This window comes from Dactylosporangium roseum (genome assembly GCF_025264685.1).
GTDB lineage: Bacteria > Actinomycetota > Actinomycetes > Mycobacteriales > Micromonosporaceae > Dactylosporangium > Dactylosporangium roseum.
The window spans coordinates 2,730,241-2,752,123 of record NZ_CP073721.1; the positions used below are offsets into that span (position 1 = coordinate 2,730,241).

Consider the following 21,883-nt stretch of genomic DNA (forward strand, 5'->3'; position numbering starts at 1 on the left):
TCACTCTCTTTCTTCGCCCACGCGGGGGCCGAGGGCCGATTCGGTCAGCGCGTCACCGAGGAGGTTGAAGCCGAGGATGCCGACCACCATCACCAGGCCCGGCAGCGCCGCGTACCACCACATTCCCTCGATGATCTGCGAACCGGACTGGCCGATGATGTTGCCCAGCGTGGGCTTGGGCGGAGCCACCCCAAGACCGAGGAAGCTGAGCCCGCCCTCGGCGAAGATGGCGATGGCGGTGGCGAGACAAGCCTGTACGAGCACCGGTGGCAGGACGTTGACCGATATCTCGGACAGCAGGATCGTGCGTGGCCGCACGCCGACCACACGGAGGCCGGCGACGTAGTCCTCCTGCATCTCCACCAGCGTGGCAGCCCGCGCGACCCGGGCGAAGAACGGCACGAATCCCAGGCCGATCCCCAGGATCAGCTTGGCCTCCATGCCGAGGGTGACCGGTCCCAGGTGCACCGGCGTGGTGCTCATCAGACTCAGCATGAACATGACGAAAACGAGCATCGGCAGCGCCTGCACCCCTTCCAGGGTGCGCATGATGGCGCCGTCGACACGCCGGCCCTGATGGTATCCGGCCAGCAGCCCGAGCGGAAAGGCCAAGATCAGTCCCAGCAGGATCGCGCCCACGCTGATCAGCAGTGATGTGCCGGCGCCGGAGGCGGTGCGCGCGAAGACATCACGACCGAGGTTGTCCGTGCCGAACCAGTGCTGCCAGGACGGCGCCTCCGGGCCCATCGTGACCAATCGATACGGGTCACCGACGAACTGGCCGGCTGTCGCGATGAGCAGGAACACCACGACGCACGCGAGGCCGACCCAGTCGGCCGGGCCGCGCAACAGTCCCCGGTGCAGCCGGAGCCAGCGGCCAGGCCGGTTCAGAGCGCCGGACATCGCGTTCATCCCGCTGCCCCCTTCGCTCCGGTCGGCGCCTGGCGGCCGGGCAGCGTGCGCGGATCCACCAGATGGTTGAGCAGGTCGACGATCAGGTTGAGCCCGAGGAAGATGGCTGCGGTGACGAGCGAGCAGCCGAGCGCCAGCGGATAGTCGCCGCGCAGGTAGGCGGTCACCATCAGGTGGCCGAGTCCCGGAATCGCGAAGATGCTCTCCACCAGGACGGTGCCGGAGATCAATCCACCCAGCAGCACGCCCATCACGGTGAGCGTGGGGATGATGGCGTTGCGCACCGCCACCCGGCCCAGGAGGCGGCGACGGGGCATGCCCATGGCCGCCGCGAACCCGACGTAGTCGGCGGACATCACCTCGGTCAGCGAGGCACGCAACGCTCGCGCGACCAGCGCGAACGTGCCCAGGCCCAGGACGAACGACGGGAGCAGCAGCACCTGTAGGTTGGCGATCGGCTGCTCGGTGAACCGGACGAAGCCGCCCGCGCTGGGCAACAGGTCCGGGTAGCGCTGTCCGACGAACAGCAGCGACAGCACGGCCAGCCAGTAGGCCGGGACCGAGAGCGACAGTACGGTCACCACGCGGGCCGCGCCGTCCACCCACTCGCCACGCCGCACCGCGGCCCAGATGCCGAGCAGGATGCCCGGCACCATCGAGCCGACCCCTGCCAGCAGGCCGAGTTCCAACGTCACCGGCAAGGCGCGGCCGATGGAGGTCAGCACCGAGGAGTGGTCGTACAGCGATCGACCGAAGTCGCCCCGCAGCAGCCCGGTGAGGTAGTTCCAGTACTGGATGAAGATGTTGCGGTCGAGGCCGAGGCTCGCCCGGTACTCGGCGAGCGCCTGGGGGTCGGCCGCCACGGCGGGCGGCAACTGGTTGGCCGGGCTCGCCGGAGCGAGGTGAAGGAGGAAGAACATCCCGGAGATCACTAGGAAGACCACTACGACCATGTTCGTGACGCGCTTGCGGAGAACTGCTAGCACCGTGGTTGCCTCCTCCACCTCGAAGGCGAATTATCTGACAGATTGTCGAGGGTTCGGAAGGCTAGCTCAGGTTGAGTCCGAGCAGAGCGCCCAGCAGATAGGTCGCGCCGGCCGCCATGACCCCGACGACCACTTGGCGGGCGACCACTCGCCCGATCGGACGACCGTTGATCCTTGCCATCACTACCCCGACGACGATCAGCGCGGTGAGCGCGATGCCGATACCGGCACCGAGCGCCGCGAGCCCGCCGACGAACAGGTACGGCAGCACCACCAGCACCGCGCCCAGGGCGAACGCGGTGAAACTGGAGGCCGCGGCCCGCCAGGGCGAGCCGAGGTCGTCCGGATCGAGCCCGAGTTCCTCGCGGGCCATGGTGTCGAGCGCGACGTCCGGCCGCGCCATGACCTGCGCCGCGATCCGCGCCGCCTCGTCCGCCGACAACCCCTTGGCCTGGTAGATGAGTTCCAGTTCGCGGTGCTCGTCCTCCGGCAGTAGCCGGATCTCGTCGCGTTCCAGGGCGATCTCCCGCTCGAACGCCTCCCGCTGGTTGGCCATCGAAATGAACTCGCCGGCGCCCATCGAGAAGGCCCCGGCGAGCATCCCGGCCAACCCGGCCAGCAGCACCGGCGCCCGCTGTTGGGTGGCGCCGGCGAAGCCCATGACCAGCGCGGTGTTGCTGACCAGGCCGTCGTTGACGCCGAAGACGGCGGCGCGCAGCGCCCCGGATTTGTCGCTGCGGTGCCAGGCCTCGCCGGCCTTGCAGTCCTCGTCCGTGCGGAGTGCGGACAGCACCCGGGCGTGCGCGGCCTCCTCCAGCGCCATGTGTTCCGGGGCGTCGGGATCGTCCTGGTACGTCGCCATGCCATCGTGTTCGTCCTGCTCGATGATGGGCAGCACCACGTTGGGTGAGTAGCGGCGGGCCGCCTCCAGCAGCGCCCGCACCCGTGGACTGGGCCCGGCCGACTCCGGGTCCGGAGCCGGCTCGCCGTGCTCGGCCAGGCGCTGGGCCCAGAACTCGGCATGCCGGTCCTCGATGGCGGCGAGTTCGGTGAACGCCTCCCGGCGCCGGCCCCGGCTCAGGTGCGCCAGTCCCCGGTACAGCGCGGCGGCATCACGCTCGGCCACGATGTGTCGGCGGTAGCGCTCCACCGGTCCATTCGGAACCGGTGTCAGTGCAGTCCGTTCGACGTGCGGGGGGATCATCCACTCCTCCTTCTCGCCCGGTCGCGGCATGGTCCGGCCAGGTGGTCACTCGTGCAGCGTGATGGCCTGTTCCGGACAGGCGGAGGCCGCGCTGCGGGCGTCCGTGACCGCTTCCTCCGGCACCTCGCCACGAACAGTGACGCGGCCGTAGCCGTCCTCGTCCCGGTCGAAGACCGTCGGGGCGAAACGGGCGCAGTATCCACGGCCTTCGCAGCGGCTCGCGTCGATGGTGACCTTCATCGTGGTGCTCTCCTGTGATCGTCGGTCGTTCTTCGCAGTGGGTGTGTCAGGGGTCGAACCGGACCCGGAACCGGGTGTGCGGCGACAGCGTTTCCGGCACCAGCCGCCGGCACGGCGAGCACGGTCCGGCGAGGTGCTGGCCTATCTCTGTGGCGAAGTTGCGCAGCAGGGTGCGCACCATGACCGCGGCGGCGTCCGGCAGCGCGCAGTTGCCTCGTCCGGTCATCCCGTCCGCGCGGCGCTCCAGCGCGGTGAGCGCATCTTCGCCGGCCCGGCCGTGTGCGATGCGTATGGCCTGTTCGGCGACCACCTCGGTGCCGCGGACACACGCGCCGCACTGGCGGGCACTCGCGCCGTTGAGATACGCGAGCACGTCGGCGGCCGCCGCGATCGGGCAGTCGTCGGCACCCACCGCGATCACGGTGCCACAGCCGAACAGCGCGCCGCGGGCGCGCAACGCGTCGTGCGCCAGCGCCGCGTCAAGGATGTCCGGTTGCCAGATGCCGCCCGCGAAGCCCCCGAGCAGCACCGCACGGGGTGGTTCGGTGCTGCCGAGCACCGTGCCGAGAAGGTCGCCGAGGCTGCTGCCGACCGGCACCTCATACAGCCCGGCACGTCCGGCGTGGACGACCGTGGCCAGCACGGTGGCGGCTGCCCGGCCCACCCCGCCGGGCCGGACGGCCAACCCCAGCCGGGCCAGCGACTCCACGTTGGCCACCAGCGTGGGTTGACCGTTCACGCCCTTCTCGTACGGCCGGGGTGGCTTGGGTAGTGGCTTGGCCTCGCCACCGTCGATGGCTCGCACCACCGCGGTCTCCTCGCCGGCCACATAGGCCGGCGCGACCTGGACGATCCGGAGTTCCTCGGCGCCGAGAGTGCCGAGAGTGCCGAGAGTGCCGGCAGCGCCGGCAGCGCCGGCAGCGCCGGCAGCGGCGAGTTCGGCCCGGGCCGCCCTGATGGCCGCCGCCCCGGCCGCGTCGGACACGTATAGGTAACTCTGCGTGGCGCCGACCGCGTGAGCCGCCACGCGCAGGCCGTCGAGCACCAGGTGCGGCCGGTGGCGCAGCAGCCAACGATCCTTCACCGAGGCGGGCTCGCCCTCCTCGCCGTTGGCCACCACCACCCGCGGCCCCGGCGCGGCGGCGACCGCGGCGAGCTTGACCGCGGTCGGGAACCCGGCGCCGCCGGCACCTCGGAGGCCGGCCCGCCCGGCGGCCGCTCGGATCGCGTCGGGGTCCGGCAGATCCGGGTATCCTCCGGCGTCGCGATATCGCGCCAACGGCTCGAAGACCGGCTGGTCGGACCGGACCGGCCGCTCCGGCCGGGAGCCGACCCAGGGCACCCCGGTGAGCAGGACCGGGTCCGCGCCGGCAACGGAGGTGACAACGTCCAGAACCGGTGCGGCGGCTGCGGTGTGCGTCATCGGGGCGCCCCGGGATCAGGCGATGAGGTAGCGGGGCAGGTCGTGACCGAGCTCGGCCAGCACCTTCGTGTTGAGCTGGTACGCCACCAGCGCCTCGTTGATGACCCGCTGCTGCTCGGCCTCGTCCCAGGGGGCGTTGTCGAGCCGGTCGCGGTACTCCACTTTGAACGCCTTGAAGTCGCTGATCTGGGGGAAGTAGTAGAACGCCACTCCCTTGCCGTCGGCCAGCTCCTGTGGGTGGGCCCGCTCGAGCGCCGCGCGGATGACCTGTCCGCCCGAGAGGTCGCCGAGGTAGCGGGTGTAACTGTGTGCGATGTAGCCGCCGGCCCAGTCGAAGCAGACCGCCCGCATCCGGTCGCAGTACTCCTTCGTGGATTCGCTCGGCCGCACCTTGTCCCGCCAGTCGGCGCCCAGCAGGTGCTCCAGGTCCTCCTCCAGCGCCCGGACCCGCAGCAGGCTGTCGAAGACGAACTTCGAGCCGATCGGGTCGTCGCGCATCGCCTCGGCGGCGTCCTCCAAGACGACGTAGGCGAAGTAGTGCTGGGCGACCAGGTCGACATAGCCCGGAACGCTCAACTTGCCGCCGAGGAGCGCCTCCATGTACGCGGTGCGCTCCGCCTTCTCATGGTCGTCCCACGTGGTCGACCGTAGCGCCGCTGTGAAGCGCTCGCTGGTCGTCCCTTCGCTGACAGACGTCATTCACCCTCTCCCATCGGTACGGCGAGGCGCCCGTGACGGCGCCTTGGCCGCTCTCCCGTCGGTCTCGATTCTGGCCATCGTTACGACAAACTGTCAAGAACTTTACGACGACTTGTCAGCTTGATATGACTAATGGTCGGGAAGCTCTACCGCTCGCCGACGCTCGGCGCTAAAGTCCGCCCGAACGGAACACTGTTCCGTTGCTGCGGGCCAGTCTCACGCGCAAGATCGCACCAGGGATCACTAGGGATGGAGCTGAGCACAATGAAGCTGAGCAACAACAACATCAGGCGGGTCGCGGCCCTCGGCCTGATGATCCTGGCAGCGCTCGCACTCGCCGCCGGTCCGGCGGCGGCGGCCACGCCGAAACTCAGCGCGAAGTCGTCCGGCCTGAACGCCGCCGGAGAGATGATCAACGTCACCGGCAGCGGATTCGCCCCGAACACGGGGCTTTATCTGGCGCTGTGTGACTCCGCGGTGCCCAACGGGGGTGCCTGCGATCTGACCAACTTCAAGCAGATCACCACCAACGGCAGCGGTGGATTCAGCGCCTCGATGAAGGTCGTCGCGAAGTTCGGCACCACGGACTGCGCCACGGCCAAGTGTGTGCTGATGACCAACGAGCCGGCCAACCCGCGGAGCACCACAAACGTGGCGACCCTGGCCGTGTCGTTCGCTGCCGGCGCACCCCGGCCGTCGGCGAACACCTCGGCCACCCCCCTGCCCACCGAGGTCACCGCCGGCCAGGCGGAAACCGGCTCGCGGCTTACGGTCGCCTGGATCATGGGAGGGCTCGCTCTGGTCGCCGTGGCCGCCGGGGTGCTGCTGTACCGGCGGAGCCGTGCCACTCAGCGCTGACCCGCGCACGGTGGCGCGGGCGCTGCTCGCCGTAGGGCTGGCGGGCCTCGTCGGCAGCGGCGCCCTGCTCACCGTCCACTTCGTCGGGCACGGCCGGGTCGGCCGGGTGGTCACCGGACAATCGCTCCCACCCGAACTGGTCCCGGACCTCGAACCGGCACCCGGATCGGCACCCGGGCCGACGCGATCCGCCGCGCCGGCCCGGGTGCCGGACCGCCCTGGAGTCCCGGTCCGGGTCACGGTCCCCGCGCACCGCGTGGACGCCCGGATCAGCGCGGACCCGTTGCGGCCCGATGGCGGCGTATACGTGCCGGAGGATCCACGACGGATTAGCTGGTCGTCGGGCACCGGGACGTATCGCTACTCCGCGCCGGGCAGCGCCCAGGGCACCGCGATCCTGGTCGGCCATGTCGAGTACCGAGGGAACAAGGGCGCTTTCGCGAACCTGTCCGAGTTCGAGCCCGGTCAACTCGTCGTCGTCGAGCTGTCGGACGGGCGACGGCTGCGGTATTCCGTCGCGGCGGCGCCGATCGCGGTGAGCAAGGCGCAGCTCGCCGCGGACCTGCGCGTATCCGGCCAGCCCCTGCACCGGAAGCTCTTCGATCAAGCCGGCACGTACGGGCCGTCGGACGGTCCTCGCTCGGGACGCCTACTGCTGGCCAGTTGCGGTGGAATCTTCGACTACCGCACGGGGCATTACGTGGACAACATCTTCGTCTTCGCGCTGCCCACCGACTGAAGCGCCGCCGCCTCGACGAGGCGAACGGCGCCCGCGGTCCTCATCCGGCGGACTCCCCGGGGACGCGCTCGTCGCTCACCACGGCGAGCGGACGCATAGGTATCGAAATGACATGGCGTCAACATGTCTCTGACAAATTGTCAGCAACATTCTCCGCGGGTGCGGACGGGTCAGTCGACGAGCCGCCCGGCGGCATCGCAGGCGTAGTCGATGACGCCGGGCGGCTCGTCCCCGACGTCGATGCGGCGAATTCCGGCGTCGACCAGCGCTTGCAGGACCGCCTGCAGCAGATCGGGCTGGGCGGCCTCGAGGTCGTCGATCACCGTTGCCAGGATGGCGTTCAGGGTGCCGTGCAGGTCCTTGACGCGTTGCCGGCCGGCGACCGACAGGGCGCCGCGCGACAGCGCCGCCCGCCGTCCGTGGCTGCCGCGGGCGGCGAGTTCGAGGTTGGTGCGCACGTAGGCGACGGCGCGCGCCTGCGGTGTCCGCTCGGCCTCGACCGCCGCGCCCACCGCGCTCACCCACGCGGGAAACTCGCGGGTGACGACGAGCTCGATGAGCTCGTCGATGGAGTCGAAGTATCGATAGATGCTGTTGCGGGCGATACCGGCGCGAGTCGCCACGGCGCCGGCCGTCAGGCCGTCGACGCCATGCTCCGCCATGATCGCTTCGGCGGCGTCGACGAGTTGGTCGAGACGCTGTGCGCGATGCTCCCGGACCGTTCCCGCGCGGATCTTCGGCATCGTCTCCCCGCACGCGCATCGCCATGGTTACGCCCGACGGCGGGCGGCACGAAGCGGCTGCTAGAGTGCCTCGCAACTTAGCGACACCAGTGTCGCTAACCGTGCCGTCGAGAAGGACCGTCTGAGTGTATCCGAACCTGCTGAACATGTTCCTGGCGTCGCGGCTGCGTGCTGCCGCGACGGTCGTCCTGTGGCTGATCATCGTGGGGGTGCTGGCCGCGGTCGCCCCGAAGCTCGAGTCCGTGGAGGACAACGCGTCGGCGAACCTGCCGCCGGCGGCGTCGGACTCGATGCGGGCGCGCCAGTTGCTGCGGCAGGCGTTTCCCGAGCAGACCGGAACACCAGCGATCATCGTCGTGCACGGCCGAGGCGGTGACCGGTCGGCGGCGGCCGAGGCCGTGTCGCGCATCCACGACGTCCTGACGGGACCGGACCGGCCGAGCGGCGTGACCGGGGTGATCTCGGCGGCGCGGGCTCCGCAGGCCGCCGAAGGCCTGGTTTCCGCGGACGGTGGCACCCAGCTCGTGATCGCCGACGTGCCGGGCAGCCCGTCGGACGAGTCGTTTCGTGACACGGTTGCCGCTCTGCGTCGCGTTGCCGGTCAGCAAGCCGGCGACGCCGAGGTCGCGGTGACCGGCCCGGCCGGCATCGCCACCGACACCACAACGGTGTTCAGCAGCGGCGACAAGACGTTGCTCCTGGCCACGGTGGTGCTCGTGGTGGTCATTCTGCTGGCGATCTACCGTTCCCCGCTGATGGCGCTGATCCCCCTGCTGGCAGTCGGTGTCGCGATGCGAGTGGCGCAGAGCCTCGGTGCCCTGATGGCCGACGCGGGCTGGTTCGACATCAGCTCCCAGACCGCGTCGATCATGACCGTGCTGCTGTTCGGGGTCGGCACCGACTACGCGCTCATCATCACCGCCCGCTACCGGGAGGCCCTGATCGACGAGCCGGACCGCTTCAAGGCGATGCGGATCGCGATGCGCAGCATCGGCGAGACGGTGCTGTCCAGCGCTTCGACCGTGGTGCTGGCCATGCTCGCCCTGCTGGTGTCGGTTTCCCCCGCGTTGCGCGGGTTCGGCCCCTACCTGGCGCTGGGCGTGGCGGTGATGGCGCTGGTGGCGTTCACGTTCATTCCGACGTTGGTACTGCTGGCCGGCCGGGCCGTGTTCTGGCCGCTGAGCGAGCGCGGGGCCGCGCGGCGCAGCCTCGGCGGCGCCGTCTGGCACCGGGTGGCGCGGCTGGTCACCGACGCGCCGGCCAAGGTGATCGCGGTGGTCGTCGCCGTCCTCGCACTGCTGAGTCTCGGACTGGTGAACTACCGGACCAGCTTCGACTTCGTCAGCGGCTTCCGCGTCGAAACCGAGTCGGCGCGTGGCCAGGCGCTCCTGCGTGCGGGTCTCGGCCCCGGCGAGATCGCCCCCACCACCGTGCTGGTGCACGCAGGCGGCGGTATCACCGCCGCGCAGGGCGCCGAGATCGCGGCGGCGCTGCGGGCCGTCGACGGGGTGGCGCGGGTCGGCGGACGGCCGCGGCTCAGCGGTGACGGCACGGCCGTGGCGGTCCAGGTGGTCCTCGACGCCGACCCGTACAGCTCCCGCGCTTTCGACAAGGTCGCACCGCTGCGCTCCGTCGCCGGCACCGCGGCGGCGAAGGCCGGCGTTGCCGGCGCCGAAGTGCTCGTGGCGGGCGAAACGGCGCAGACCGCCGACATCCGCGGCGCGCTCGACCGGGACATGGGCTACATCGTCGTGCTGGTGCTGATGATCGTCGCCGTGGTGCTCGGGCTGCTGCTGCGCTCCGTCCTCGCGCCGGTCTACCTTGTCGTGACCCTGGTGTTGTCGTTCGTCGCCACACTCGGGGCGACCACGTTGCTGACCCTTACCGTGCTGGGCGACGAGGGCATCGGCAACCGGGTCGCCGCCTACATCTTCGTGTTCCTCGTCGCGCTGGGCGTCGACTACAACATCTTCGTGATGAGCCGGCTCAAGCAGGAGCTGCGCGGCAAGGCGCTGCCGGACGCGATCCGGGCGGCGGTGACCCGCACCGGCGGGGTGGTGTCCTCAGCCGGCCTCATCCTCGCCGCGACGTTCGCCGTCCTGATGACCCAGCCCATTCGGGAACTGTTCCAGTTCGGCTTCGCGATGGCCTTCGGGATTCTGCTGGACACGTTCCTCATCCGCCCGCTGCTCGTGCCGGCGATCGTCACCACGCTCGGCGGCAAGGCGCTGTGGCCGGCTCGCGATCACGCCACCACGGCGCGGAACAGGCACGACACTCCCCGTGTCACCAGCTCGGCTGAAGGCCGCTGAGGGGGCACTACGGCATCGACACCGCCGGCGCATACGCGGTCGTCGTGGCGCCGCGGGTGGGCTGCTCGCCACCGGCGCGCCGATGCTGGCGCCCTTGGCGCCGCTGTCCACCGTCGCCGCGGTTGTCCTGCTCAGCCGGGCACGGCGCGAGTGAGCGCGGTGGTCGCGTGGACCTGATCGCCTCCCCACCGGCATCCCACCGGGGAACGGAGCATCAGGAGGGTGGAAGTCAAAGGGCAGGATCGCATGACCGTACGTCCGTCGGAGACGGTAGTCGTCCGTCGGCCATGTGGCTGTCCAGGGTTCCTGGTGATCTGCAGGGCGGCACTCGTCACGGCGTGGGCCGGGTGCGTGACGAATTTGGCGGTAGTCGCAGATCACAGCGCCGGTCGGCGGGCGGATCGACAACGTACAGTCGACAGGCCCGAACCGTTGATTGGAGGCTACGTGAGCGACACATACGCCGTCCCGCCCCGCGTGCTGGCGGATCTGGTGCCCGGGGCCCTGGCCCGCGACGCCGTGCTCGTCGGGCTGGGCGCCGCGCTGACCGGTGGCGCGGCGCAGGTCGCCGTGTCCATCGAGCCGATCAGCCCGGTCCCGTTGACCGGGCAGACCCTCGCGGTGCTCCTGGTCGGGGCGGTGTTGGGCCCGGCGCGCGGCGCGGCCTCGATGGTGCTCTACCTCGCCGCGGGCCTGGCGGGTCTGCCGTGGTTCGCCGACGGCGCGAGCGGCGCCGCGCTGGTGTCGCTGGGTTACGTCATCGGGTTCGTGGTGGCCGGCGCCGTGGTCGGCGAGTTGGCCCGGCGGGGCGGTGACCGGACGCCGCTGCGTACCGCCGGCACGATGGTGATCGGCAACCTGTGCGTTTACGCGTTCGGCGTGCCGTACCTCGCGGTGGCGGCACACCTGTCGCCTGCGAAGGCGCTCGACGCGGGGGTTGTGCCGTTCCTGGCCGGCGACGCGCTCAAGGTGCTGCTCGCCACGGCGTTGCTGCCGGCGGCCTGGGCCGTGGTGCGGCGCGTGCGGGACGACAAGCGCTGAGCGGCGGCGCCGTGCCGTGGCGTCGGAGCTTCAGCCGGCCTCGGCCGGGTACTTCGCGGACGTGGCCGGCTCCGGCCCGGCCGCCGCGGCGCGCGCGATGTCGACCCGAGCCTGCGGCACCGATCGGGGAGCTGACCGTGAGCCGCCTCGCCGCGATGCTATTCGGGGGTGCGGTGCGCATACTTGTTGCGCGTGCCGAGCTCAGTAGCGACTCATGCGCGCCTCTTGAGCGCGGTCCTTGCCGATCTGGATGAAACACCGACGGTTCGTGCGATAGTCGGTCCGGGCGATCCCCGTCACGCGTGCGCCTGGGCGTGAGCTCTCACCCCGAGCTCGGCCGCCCCCGGGCGCGACCCCGTTCGATGTTGGTCGAGGAGTTGTCCACAGTGTCGCAGTTCGCCGCCGCCCTTTCCCCGGCAACGCCGGCTCAGCGCCTGCCGCAAGGCGTTGCCGGCGTCGACGTCGCGGTGCTGCGGGAGGTCGCCAAGCGTGTCCTCTGGCTGTCCACGGCGATCGTGGACAGTGCGAACCGGGGGCGCCCCAACCCCACGGGGGTCAAAGTCGGAGGCCATCAGGCGTCGTCGGCCTCCATGGTCGACATCATGGTCGCCCTCTGGTTCGGGGCGCTGACATCGGAGGATCGGGTCTCGGTCAAGCCGCACGCGTCGCCGGTGCTGCATGCGATCAACTACCTGCTCGGGGACCTCGACGCCGCGTACCTCACGACGCTGCGGGAGAAGGGTGGTCTCCAGTCCTACCCGAGCCGGCTCAAGGATCCCGGCACTGTCGACTTCTCGACCGGCTCCGTGGGCATCGGCGCCACGGCCACGCTCTGGGCGGCGCTTGCCCATCGCTACGTCACCACGCACTTCCGCGACGCCCCACGTTCCGGGCGCTTCATCGGCCTGCTGGGTGATGCCGAGCTCGACGAGGGCGCGATCTGGGAGGCGATCGCGGACCCGGCGAGCTCCAAGCTCGGCGAGCTCTTGTGGGTGGTCGACCTCAACCGGCAGTCGCTGGACCGGGTCGTGCCCGACATCCAGATCGGGCGGCTGCAGGGCATGTTCGAAGCCGCGGGCTGGCAGGTCGTCACCTTGAAGTGGGGACGGCTCATCGGCGAGATCTTCGAGCGCCGCGGCGGCGACGAGCTGCGCCGCCGTCTGGAGCGGATGCCCAACGAGGAGTACCAGCGCATGCTGCGGGTGGATCCCGCCCAGATCGCGGAGCGCATCCTGGCGGACGGAGCGTCCGAACAGTTGCGCGGCCTGGTCGCCGGCCTGCGGCCAGCCGTCCTCGCCGCCGCCGTCCGCGACCTGGGCGGCCACGACCTCGGCCTGCTGCTGGACACGTTCGCCGCCGTCGACGACCACCGCCCCACGGTTGTCTTCGCGTACACCATCAAGGGTCGCGGCCTGGCGACCGAAGGCCACCCCAACAACCACTCGGCACTGCTGACCGAGCCGCAGATGCGGGCCCTCGCGGCGGCGACGGGCGCGTCGCTCGCGGATCCATGGCGAGGGTTCGATGCCGACAGCGAGGCCGCTCGCCTGTGTGCCCGCCGCGGCGAGGCGCTCCGGCGCGACCCCGTCGCCCCGGTCGGGTGGATGAGGATCCCGGAAGCGCTGGGCCACCAGCACCGCAAGCCGGTCTCGACCCAGGCGGCCCTCGGCCGTCTCCTGGCCGACCTGGTGCGTGACGCGCCGGAGGTCGCCAGCCGTGTGGTGACCTGTAGCCCTGACGTCGCGTCTTCCACCAACCTCGGCGGATGGATCAACAAGACCGGGGTCTGGACCACGGCGGAGCGGCGGGACTGGTTCGCCGACGACGCCGAGCGGGTGCTGAAATGGTCCGAGACGGCCGCCGGCCAGCACATCGAGCTCGGCATCGCCGAGGTCAACCTGGTCGGGCTCCTGGGGGAGCTGGGGGCAACCTGGAGCCGCTGGGGCCAACGGCTGATCCCATCGCCACGCTCTACGACCCGTTCGTGGCCCGAGCCCTCGAACCCTGGTCCTACGGAATCTATGCGGGCGGACAGTCGATCCTCGTGGGGACACCCTCCGGTGTCACCCTGGCCCCCGAAGGTGGCGCCCACCAGTCCATCACGACTCCTTCCATCGGGCTTGAGCAGCCGAGCTGCGTGGCCTGGGAGCCGGCGTTCGCCACCGACCTCGAGTGGACCTTCCTGCACGCGATGGGGAACGTCGGCATCCCCGGTGGTACGTCGTCGTACTTCCGGCTGTCCACGCGGCCCATCGATCCCGCTCTGGCGCGGCTACCCGACGACCCCGGCCTCCTCGAACGGCGACGCCGCGACGCCGTCGCGGGAGGCTACCGGCTGACCGGCCACGATCCAGCAACCGAGCAGGTCACGCTGGTGGGCGTGGGCGCGATCATGCCGGAGGTCATCGCGGCCGCCTCCGCGCTCGAGGCGCACGGGGTCACCGCTGGCGTGGTGTGCCTGACCAGCCCCGACCTGGTGTTCCGTTCGTTCCTGCAACGCGGCCGACGCGATGCCGGTACCGGAAGCGACATCCTCGGCATGCTCTTCCCGCCCCAGCACCCCGCGCCGTTGGTGACAGTCCACGATGGACACCCGCACACCCTGGCGTTCCTGGCCGCTGCCCGTGGAGACTCGATCCGGTGCCTGGGCGTGACCGAGTTCGGCCAGTCCTCGTCCGTGCCGGACGCCTACGCCATGCACGGAATCGACACCGCGGCCATCACCGACGCGGCCCTCGGGCTCCTCGCCCGATGACGCCCCGCGAGGGTAGCGTGGGCATGGACGCGCGTCCGGTGATCACACAAGACCGGGAAGTTAAGCCGCTGGGGCTGTTGTCAATGGGCTGGTTGATGTGCCGATAGCGATGGCGATGTCGGTGATCCGGTGGATGATCTTCGGGGTTTTCAGGTTCTTGTAGGCGTAACGGGAGATCGGCCGTTTCACCACACGTGGGCTGATCCGGGCGCGTCGGGCCGGTAGCAGGTCAGCCAGCACAGCACGACCGATCGCACCGACCAGGTCGACCGCGATAGTGATCACCCCGACAGCGCGGATGGTCAGATCGCGGGCGGTCTGCACGGCGATGGTGAAGCTGGCCCGGTCCGGGTCGGCCCCGGTGGTGTCCGTGGCCCAGGTCATCGTCTGCCGCAGCGCCTGATAGACGGTCAGCAGTGCGTAGAGTTCCTGATCGACGCCGTCCGGAGTGGTCGAACGCAGCACCCGCCCAGCCAGCAGGGTGTGCTTGATCGCCAGGAAGGTCGACTCGACCTCCCACCGCTCGTGGTAGAGCTCGATCAGCGCCCCGGCCGGATAGCGGCGCTCGTCGGTGAGGGTAGTGACCAGCCGCCAGACACCGGTACGGGTCGAACCATCCGCACAGGACAGCGTGACGACCGCCTCGACCACCCGAACCCGCACCCCAGCCACCACACTGGCGTAGGAACCGTCACCAAGACGGTCCAGCACCGGCAGCTTGCGACTGGACTTGACCCGCAGCAACAACCCCGCCCCAGCGGCGGTGACCTTCGTCATGAACATGTTGGTGTCATAGCCACGGTCGGCCAGCAGCAGCATTCCCGGCCGCAGCAGACCCAGCAACCCCACGGCATAACTGGTCTCACCACTCTCACCGCCCACGCCGGTACCGAACACCGCACCGAACACCGCCCGAGTCCCGGTCTCCACCAACGCCACCACCCGCACCAGCGGATACCCCGGCTCACCGGCACGGGCCATCCGCTTGCCGTACACCGCCCGATTCGCCGGCGAATCCGGCACATTCACCGTGGACCCGTCGATCGCCACCGTACGCAGCCCCCGCCACCACGCCCCGACCGTGTCGCGACCCGCCACCGGCCCGGCCAGAGTCTGGAACAACCGCCGCAGCGGCGGCACCCCCACCCGCCGCCGCGCCTGCGCCAACCCCGACGACGACGGACACACCCCCAACCCGGCCACCACACCCAACCCACCGACCAACGCTCCCCACACCCGCCGATACGACAACGAGCCGAACAACCCCAACCCCAACAGCCAATACACCACCACCCGCGACGGCAACCGCCGCACCCGCCGCCGCACCCGCCGCTGCACCCGCCCCGTCTCGGCCAACACCGCATCCACCAACTCCACCGGCACAGCCCGGGTCAACTCACCCAGATGCCCCGCCGCGAACACCCCCACCGGCACCGACCCGACCCCGGCAATGACAGACTCCTCCGACAACGGGACTCCCCCCACAGGCTGATCTTGATCGACTGCCTGTTCTACCGGAGTCCCGTTGCCTTATCACCCCACCACACCGCAACCACACACCCTTGACAGCAACCCTCACGACTTAACTTCCCGGTCTTGCATGATCAAGGAGTTGCCCGGCCCGGAACGCGCCGTTCCGGGGTCAGCGGCGGCGGTCAGCGGCACGGGTGGTGCGCCGGCCCGCCGCGGCGACCGTTCGTGCGGGGTATGGTGCAGCGATGGATCGCACCGCGTTGGTCACCGGGGCGTCGTCGGGGATCGGGAAGGCGACCGCGGCCGCGCTGGTCGCGCGGGGCTACCGGGTCATCGGCACCAGCCGCCGCCCGGAGTCGCTCACCGCCGGGCAACGGGCGGACGGCGTGGAGATGCTCCCGCTCGATCTGGGCGACGAGGCGTCGATCGAGGCGCTTGCTCGCGCGGCCGGCCCGGTCGACGTGCTGGTCAACAATGCGGGGGAGAGTCAATCCGGGCCGTTCGAGGAACTGCCCGGCGACGCGCTGCGCCGGCTGTTCCAGGTCAACGTGCTCGGGCCGGTCCGGCTCACCCAGCTACTCGTGCCCGGCATGCGCGAGCGCCGCCGGGGGAGGGTGGTGATGGTCGGGTCGATGCTCGCGTCGTTCCCGCTGGCGTACCGCTCGTCGTATGTCGCGTCGAAGGCCGCGCTGAGGGGGTTCAGCGACGGCGCCCGGCACGAGTACTCCCCGTTCGGCGTCTGGCTGACCACCGTCGAGCCCGGTTCGATCAACACCGGCATCAGCGCGCGTCGCACGAAGTACACCTCGGAAGACTCGCCGCACCGCGCGGACTTTGCACGGATGCTCGCCGCGCTCGACCGTAACGAGCGCACGGGCGTGCCGGCCGAGCGAGTCGCCGCGACCATCGTCACGGCGATCGAGGCGTCCCGGCCCAGGGCGCACTACGCAGTCGGCAGCAACGCCGCGCTCGTCTTCCCGCTGCGCCGGTTGCTGCCGTCGGGGCTGGTGGAAAAGGCCACCCACCGCCGCCACGACCTGCGCCGCTGATCGCGTTGCCTCACTCCTCACTCCTCCGCTGACCACCGTCCGATGCCCACCCCCGAGGCCGCCTAGCGGGAGACCGCGTCGATCTTGCAGTTGTGGTGCCGCGACACTCCCGGCTTGCCCGGTTTTGCCGGCACCACGACTGCAAGATCGACGCATGGAAGGTGCTGGGCGGTCAGGGGTGGCAGGTCTCCAGGGGGCAGCGCGGCCGGCCTCACCGTCCCCAGCGCGTGTAGCCGCGGACCGAGAGCGGGACGAACACCACCAGCAGCAGCGCCGACCAGAGCAGGACGGCGGCCACCGGATGCTCCAGCGGCCAGGCCGTGTCTCCCGTCGGCGCGCCCGGATTGCCGAACAGGTCCCGGCAGGCGCCGGTGATCGCGCTGACCGGGTTCCAGTCGGCCAGGAACCGCAGCCAGGGGGCCATGCCGTCGGTCGGGACGAACGCGTTGGAGATGATCGTGAGCGGCAGGAAGAGCGGGGCCAGGTTGTTGGCGACCTGCTCGTTCTTCGCCTTCAGGCCCACGTAGACGCCGACCCAGCTCAGCGCGTACCGCATCAGGACGATCAGCGCGAACGCCTCGATCGTGGGGACCAGGCCGCGGTGTGCCCGCCAGCCCACCAGCAGGCCCGCGCCGGCCATGATGCTCACGAACAGCAGGCCGCCCAGCACGTCGGCACCGGTCTGCCCGAACGGCACCGCCAGCCGCGCCATCGGCATGGACCGGAACCGGTCCATCACACCGTGGGCGGCGTCGCCGGCCATCCGCACCATGACCCCCTGCGTCGCCGTGAAGGTCACCATCGCGAACAGGCCCGGCATGAGGTACTCGCGGTAGTTGCCGCCGCCCGGGACCTTGATCGCGCTGCCGAACACGTATCCGAACATCAGCACCATCACGGCCGGGAAGAGCAGGAGGGTGATGATCTGCCCGGGTGCCTGCCGTAGCCGCCCCAGTTCGCGCCCGACCAGGGTCAGCCCGTCGGCGAACGTCCAGCGCAGGCGACCCGCGGGCGAGTTGAGGGCGGTCATCAGACGTGTTCCTTCCGGTCGGTGAGGCGCAGGAACACCTCGTCGAGGGTGGGGCGGCGCAGCCGCACGTCGGCCGCGGTGATCCCGGCGCGGTCGAGCTCGCGCACCACGTCGGCGAGCCGTACACGGCCACCGGGCAGGGCGACGCTGAGCCGCTCGTCCTCCGTCGCGGGAGCGGCCCCGGTCAGGAGGTTCAGCACGGTCGCGGCGGAACTCAGCGCGGCGGGGTCCTCGAGGGTGACGTCGAGGCGGTCCCCGATCGTCGCCTTCAGCTCGTCGGGCGTGCCCGTGGCGACGACCCGCCCTTGGTCGATGACGACGATGTCGTCGGCCAGTTGGTCGGCCTCGTCCAGATACTGCGTGGTGAGCAGCACCGTGGTGCCGTCGGCCACCAGCTCGCGGATGCTGTCCCAGATCTCGCCCCGGCCGCGCGGGTCCAGGCCCGTGGTCGGCTCGTCCAGGAAGAGCACCTCGGGGCGCAGGATGAGGCTGGTGATCAGGTCGAGACGGCGGCGCATGCCGCCGGAGTAGCCGGCGACCTGACGATCGGCGGCCTCGGTCAGGCCGAAGCGTTCGAGCAACTCGTCGGCCCGCCGGCGCGCCTCGCTCCGGGACAGGTGGTAGAGCCGCCCGAACATGCGGAGGTTGCCGCGGCCGGTGAGTATCTCGTCGACGGCGGCGAACTGGCCCGCGAGCCCGATCTTTTCGCGCACCTTGCCGGCCTCGCGGACGACGTCGTATCCGGCGACACGGGCGTGGCCGGCGTCGGGATCGGACAGCGTCGCGAAGATTCGCACCGCGGTCGTCTTTCCCGCGCCGTTCGGCCCGAGCACGCCGCAGACCGTTCCTCTCCGGACGCTCAGGTCGAGGCCCCGCAGGGCATGGGTGTCGCCGAAGGACTTGCGCAACCCCTCGGCGACCAAGATCGGGTCGGACATGATCCCTCCACTGGGTACGGTGTACGCATAGCAAGGCTAGAGTACTTGGTACGGTGTACGCAACGGAGGCGATACGGTGGCGGACGGCGGCTACGTGAACATCTGGATGCGGCCCGAGCAGACGGCCCGTGGGCCGAAGCCGGCCTACAGCCGCGCGCGGATCGCCGAGTCGGCGGTGCGCATCGCCGACGCCGAGGGCCTGGAAGCGGCCACCATGCGGCGGATCGCGGCCGAGATCGGCGCGGGCGCGATGTCCCTCTACCGGTATGTCCCCAGCCGCGACGACCTCATCGTGCTCATGGCCGACCGGCTCATGGGCGAGATCGACGTCGAAGGGCTGCCCTCCGGCGACTGGCGCGCGGATCTGACGCGCTACGCCAACGAGGTGCGAGCCATGTGGCTGCGGCATCCGTGGATCGTCACCGTGCACCGGTCACCCCACAGCTACGGGCCCAACCAGTTGCTGCTCATCGAACGGGTGATGGGAGTGCTGGACGCCTACGTCTCCGTCGACGAGAATCTCGGCCTCATGGCGATCCTGAACGGTTACGTCGAGGGCGCCGTCCGTGACGAGGTCAGCCGGGCCGGGGAGGTCCGCCGCAGCGGGCTCAGCGAGTCGGAGTGGCTCGCGCGGGCGTATCCGTACGTGCTCCAGTTGCTCGAAAGCGGCAAGTATCCGATCTTCAGCAAGATAGCGATGGAGGCGGGCCAGATGCGGCTGAGCCGCGACGACCAGTTCCGGTACGGTCTGGAGCGCGTCCTCGACTGCATCGCCGCGGCCCTTCAGGTGCCGGCACACCCCAGGGGGCGAAGGGACCCATGACGCCGGATCCCGCCACGAAGGTGCGCGTGGCTCGCGGCGAGCTGACCGCGCCGGTCAGGACCGCAGGATCCGCGCGATCCGGACCGCCAGCTCCATCACCTGACGGTGGTTGAGCCGCGGGTCGCACGCGGTGCTGTAGCAGCCGCGCAGGTCGTGGTCGGAGACGTGCAGGGCGCCGCCGACGCACTCGGTGACGGGCTCGCCGGTGAGTTCCAGGTGGATGCCGCCCGGATAGGTGCCCAGCGCGCGGTGTACCGCGAAGAACGACCGCACCTCGGCGAGGATGCGGTCGAAGTGGCGGGTCTTGAAGCCGGTGGTGGACTCGTGCGTGTTGCCGTGCATCGGGTCGCACTGCCACACCACCTGATGACCGGACGCCGCCACGGTCTCCACGAGACCGGGCAGCACCTGCTCGACGTGCTGGTGACCGAGGCGGGTGATCAGCGTGACCCGGCCCGGCTCGCGATGCGGATCGAGCCGTTCGAGATACTCCAGGACCTGCTGCGCGGTCGCGGTCGGGCCGAGCTTGATGCCGATCGGGTTCGCCATCAGTTCGGCGAAGGCGATGTGCGCCCCGTCGAGCTCCCGCGTCCGCTCGCCGATCCACAGGAAGTGCGACGAGAGGTTGTACAGCCGGCCGTCGGACCCGGCCGGGCGCAGCATCGTCCGCTCGTAGTCCAGCAGCAGACACTCGTGGCTGGCGAAGATCTCAGCCGCCCCGGCCCGGCGCAGCATTCGGATCAGGCGCATCGCCGCGCGCGAGTTAGCGTACGCGCGCAGCATCCGCCGCGGGTCCGGCACCCGCAGCCGCGGATCCGGTGCCGCCGCGTTGACGATGTCGCCGCGGTACACCGGCAGGCCGTGCGCGTCGGTGGTCTTGGACCGGGGCTTGGCGAACTGCCCGGCGATCCGGCCGACCGTGACGACCGGCACCCGGGCGGCGTGTCCGAGCACGGTCGACATCCGCAGCAGGGTGCGCAGGTTGGCACCGAGGTGCTCCGGGGTGTTGGACGCGAACGTCTCGGCGCAGTCACCGCCCTGCGCCAGGAACGCATCGCCGCGCGCCACGGCCGCGAGGCGCCGGCGCAGCCGGTCGACCTCGACCGGCGTGGTGATCGGCGGCGCGGTCGCGAGCACGTCACGGACCTCCGCCACGGCCCGCCGGTCCGGCCACTGCGGCTGCTGAGCCGCCGGGCGGGCCAGGGCGGCGTCGATCCGCCCGCATGCCGCGGGAGGCAGCGGGCCGGACGCGGACCGGCCGGCCTCAGTCACCGGCATCGGAGGCCACCTCGGCGCAGAGGTCGTGCAGCACGGTCAGGGCTGCGTCGATGTCGTCGGCGGTCACCGACAACGGCGGCCGGAAGCGCAGGGTCCGCTCGCCGCAGCCGAGGAACAGCGCACCGTGCCGCTGCCAGGCGAGTGCGACGAGGCGGTCGCGGCGCTCCCGGTCGGCGACGTCGACGGCGCAGAGCAGGCCGCGGCCGCGCGGCGCGGACAACAGCGCCGGCCACCGCTCGGCGTGCGTCCGCAGGCCTTCGAGGAGGCGGGCGCCCATCAGGGTCGCGTTGTCGAGCAGCCCCTCCTGCTCGTAGATCTCCAGGATGCGGGTGGCGCGCAGCATGTCCAGGACGTTGCCGCCCCAGGTGGAGCTGAGCCGGCCGGGCAGCACGAACGCGTTGTCCGGCAGGTCGCGCACCCGGCGGCCGCCCATGACGCCGCACACCTGGGTCTTCTTGCCGAACGCGACCAGGTCCGGCGCCAGCCCCAGCGCCTGGTACGCCCACGGGTGCCCGGTCACGCCGGCGCCGGTCTGCACCTCGTCGAGCACGAACAGCGCGTCGTGGCGCTCGCACAGCTCCTGCAGCGCCCGTAGGAACGGCGCCCGCAGGTGTCGGTCGCCGCCCTCACACTGGATCGGTTCGGTCAGCACACAGGCGATCTCGTCGGGATGGCGGGCGAAGGCGGCCTCGGCGGCGGCGATCGAGGTCTGCTCGTCGACGGTGCGGCCGGGCGTGTCCCAGTCCTGCATCCGGTCCACCGCCGGGCTCGGGATCCGCGGCCAGTCGAACTGCGGGAACGCCCACGTGTGTTTGGCGCCGGTGTTGGTGACCGACATCGTGTACCCGGACCGGCCGTGGAAGGCGTGCCGTAGATGCAGCACCCGCCAGCCGCGCACGGCGATCCCGCGGGCCGCGTTACGCCGGGTCTTGTAGTCGAAGGCGACCTTGAGCGCGTTCTCCACCGCGAGGGCGCCGCCGTCGATGAAGAACAGGTACGGCATCTCCGGGTCGCCCAGCACCCGCAGGAAGGTCTCGACGAACCGGGCCTGGATCAGGGTGGCGAAGTCGGGGTTGGACGGCTTGGCACGCGCGGCGGCGAGCACCTCGGCGTCGAAGCGGGGATCGGCGACCAGCCCGGGATGGTTGTGCCCCAGCGGCGCGGAGCCGTAGTAGCCCATCATGTCCAGGTGCCGGCGGCCGGTCCGCGCGTCGACGAGCCAACAGCCCGCACTGCGCTCCAGGTCGACGACGAGGTCGAGGAAGTCGGCGGTGACGTGGCGGCGCAGCAGCGCCAGGGCGTGCTCGGCGTCGCGGGCCCGCTGGGCGTCGGGTGCGGGAGCGGCCTCCCGGCCGGGCAGCGTGAATCGAGTGGGCATGG

18 protein-coding genes and 1 pseudogene are annotated in these 21,883 nt (G+C 70.8%); 7 read left to right on the top strand and 12 right to left on the bottom strand.

Annotated elements, in window-relative coordinates; translation table 11 throughout:
• From Drose_RS13360 to Drose_RS13385, 6 genes are all read right to left on the bottom strand, one after another.
• Nucleotides 1–810, bottom strand: coding sequence for an ABC transporter permease (locus Drose_RS13360; protein WP_260728498.1), 810 nt, complete (start codon nucleotides 808–810; stop codon nucleotides 1–3).
• Between the two features lie 98 nt (nucleotides 811–908).
• Nucleotides 909–1,898 carry an ABC transporter permease gene (locus Drose_RS13365; RefSeq protein WP_260728499.1) on the bottom strand — a complete coding sequence of 330 codons (990 nt, stop codon included), beginning with the start codon at nucleotides 1,896–1,898 and terminating at the stop codon, nucleotides 909–911.
• A 61-nt stretch (nucleotides 1,899–1,959) separates the two neighbouring features.
• Nucleotides 1,960–3,102: a VIT1/CCC1 transporter family protein gene (locus Drose_RS13370; protein ID WP_260728500.1), complete on the bottom strand. Its 1,143-nt coding sequence runs from the start codon at nucleotides 3,100–3,102 to the stop codon at nucleotides 1,960–1,962.
• Between the two features lie 45 nt (nucleotides 3,103–3,147).
• On the bottom strand, nucleotides 3,148–3,342 hold the full coding sequence (locus Drose_RS13375; RefSeq protein ID WP_260728501.1) for a ferredoxin: 195 nt from the start codon (nucleotides 3,340–3,342) through the stop codon (nucleotides 3,148–3,150).
• Nucleotides 3,343–3,388: 46 nt separating this feature from the next.
• The gene (locus Drose_RS13380; RefSeq protein ID WP_260728502.1) at nucleotides 3,389–4,765 is read right to left on the bottom strand and encodes an NADH-ubiquinone oxidoreductase-F iron-sulfur binding region domain-containing protein; all 1,377 of its coding nucleotides are present in this window, start codon (nucleotides 4,763–4,765) and stop codon (nucleotides 3,389–3,391) included.
• Nucleotides 4,766–4,780: 15 nt separating this feature from the next.
• Nucleotides 4,781–5,464, bottom strand: coding sequence for a biliverdin-producing heme oxygenase (locus Drose_RS13385; RefSeq protein WP_260728503.1), 684 nt, complete (start codon nucleotides 5,462–5,464; stop codon nucleotides 4,781–4,783).
• Between the two features lie 132 nt (nucleotides 5,465–5,596).
• Here Drose_RS13385 and Drose_RS13390 point away from each other — a divergent pair, with 132 nt between their 5' ends.
• Together Drose_RS13390 and Drose_RS13395 are read left to right on the top strand one after the other, a co-directional pair.
• Complete coding sequence (locus tag Drose_RS13390) at nucleotides 5,597–6,322, top strand: neocarzinostatin apoprotein domain-containing protein (RefSeq protein ID WP_260728504.1); 726 nt, start codon at nucleotides 5,597–5,599, stop codon at nucleotides 6,320–6,322.
• Nucleotides 6,306–7,061, top strand: coding sequence for a class F sortase (locus Drose_RS13395; RefSeq protein ID WP_260728505.1), 756 nt, complete (start codon nucleotides 6,306–6,308; stop codon nucleotides 7,059–7,061). Before Drose_RS13390 ends, Drose_RS13395 begins: the two co-directional genes overlap by 17 nt.
• Nucleotides 7,062–7,231: 170 nt before the next feature.
• On the opposite strand, the gene Drose_RS13400 is transcribed toward Drose_RS13395, so the two are convergent.
• The gene (locus Drose_RS13400) at nucleotides 7,232–7,804 is read right to left on the bottom strand and encodes a TetR/AcrR family transcriptional regulator (protein ID WP_260728506.1); all 573 of its coding nucleotides are present in this window, start codon (nucleotides 7,802–7,804) and stop codon (nucleotides 7,232–7,234) included.
• Nucleotides 7,805–7,929: 125 nt separating this feature from the next.
• On the opposite strand from Drose_RS13400, the gene Drose_RS13405 reads away from it, so the two are divergent.
• The 3 genes and pseudogenes from Drose_RS13405 to Drose_RS13415 all read left to right on the top strand — a co-directional run bounded on the left by Drose_RS13405 (nucleotide 7,930) and on the right by Drose_RS13415 (nucleotide 13,912).
• Entirely contained in the window at nucleotides 7,930–10,116 is a 2,187-nt protein-coding gene (locus Drose_RS13405) for an MMPL family transporter (RefSeq protein ID WP_260728507.1), read from the top strand.
• A 447-nt stretch (nucleotides 10,117–10,563) separates the two neighbouring features.
• Nucleotides 10,564–11,157, top strand: a complete 594-nt coding sequence (locus Drose_RS13410) for a biotin transporter BioY (RefSeq protein ID WP_260728508.1) — start codon at nucleotides 10,564–10,566, stop codon at nucleotides 11,155–11,157.
• A gap of 434 nt (nucleotides 11,158–11,591) precedes the next feature.
• Nucleotides 11,592–13,912: pseudogene (locus Drose_RS13415) on the top strand (transketolase-like TK C-terminal-containing protein).
• A gap of 60 nt (nucleotides 13,913–13,972) precedes the next feature.
• Here Drose_RS13415 and Drose_RS13420 read toward each other — a convergent pair.
• Entirely contained in the window at nucleotides 13,973–15,382 is a 1,410-nt protein-coding gene (locus Drose_RS13420) for an IS4 family transposase (RefSeq protein WP_260728509.1), read from the bottom strand.
• 248 nt (nucleotides 15,383–15,630) lie between these two features.
• On the opposite strand from Drose_RS13420, the gene Drose_RS13425 reads away from it, so the two are divergent.
• The gene (locus tag Drose_RS13425; RefSeq protein ID WP_260728510.1) at nucleotides 15,631–16,434 is read left to right on the top strand and encodes an SDR family oxidoreductase; all 804 of its coding nucleotides are present in this window, start codon (nucleotides 15,631–15,633) and stop codon (nucleotides 16,432–16,434) included.
• Between the two features lie 211 nt (nucleotides 16,435–16,645).
• Here the strand turns inward: Drose_RS13425 and Drose_RS13430 are convergent, their stop codons facing one another.
• Together Drose_RS13430 and Drose_RS13435 are read right to left on the bottom strand one after the other, a co-directional pair.
• Entirely contained in the window at nucleotides 16,646–17,464 is an 819-nt protein-coding gene (locus tag Drose_RS13430) for an ABC transporter permease (RefSeq protein WP_260728511.1), read from the bottom strand.
• Nucleotides 17,464–18,402, bottom strand: coding sequence for an ATP-binding cassette domain-containing protein (locus tag Drose_RS13435; protein WP_260728512.1), 939 nt, complete (start codon nucleotides 18,400–18,402; stop codon nucleotides 17,464–17,466). The genes Drose_RS13430 and Drose_RS13435 overlap by 1 nt, the downstream gene beginning before the upstream one ends.
• Before the next feature lie 76 nt (nucleotides 18,403–18,478).
• Between Drose_RS13435 and Drose_RS13440 the strand changes: the two genes are divergently transcribed.
• A complete protein-coding gene (locus Drose_RS13440; protein ID WP_260728513.1) occupies nucleotides 18,479–19,225 on the top strand; it encodes a TetR/AcrR family transcriptional regulator in 747 nt (248 codons plus the stop codon).
• 54 nt (nucleotides 19,226–19,279) lie between these two features.
• On the opposite strand, the gene Drose_RS13445 is transcribed toward Drose_RS13440, so the two are convergent.
• Nucleotides 19,280–20,503: a 3-deoxy-7-phosphoheptulonate synthase gene (locus Drose_RS13445; RefSeq protein ID WP_260728514.1), complete on the bottom strand. Its 1,224-nt coding sequence runs from the start codon at nucleotides 20,501–20,503 to the stop codon at nucleotides 19,280–19,282.
• Nucleotides 20,490–21,881 (bottom strand): L-lysine 6-transaminase, encoded by a 1,392-nt coding sequence (lat, locus tag Drose_RS13450; RefSeq protein WP_260728515.1) that lies wholly within the window; start codon nucleotides 21,879–21,881, stop codon nucleotides 20,490–20,492. The genes Drose_RS13445 and lat overlap by 14 nt, the downstream gene beginning before the upstream one ends.
• Nucleotides 21,882–21,883 lie beyond the last annotated feature (2 nt).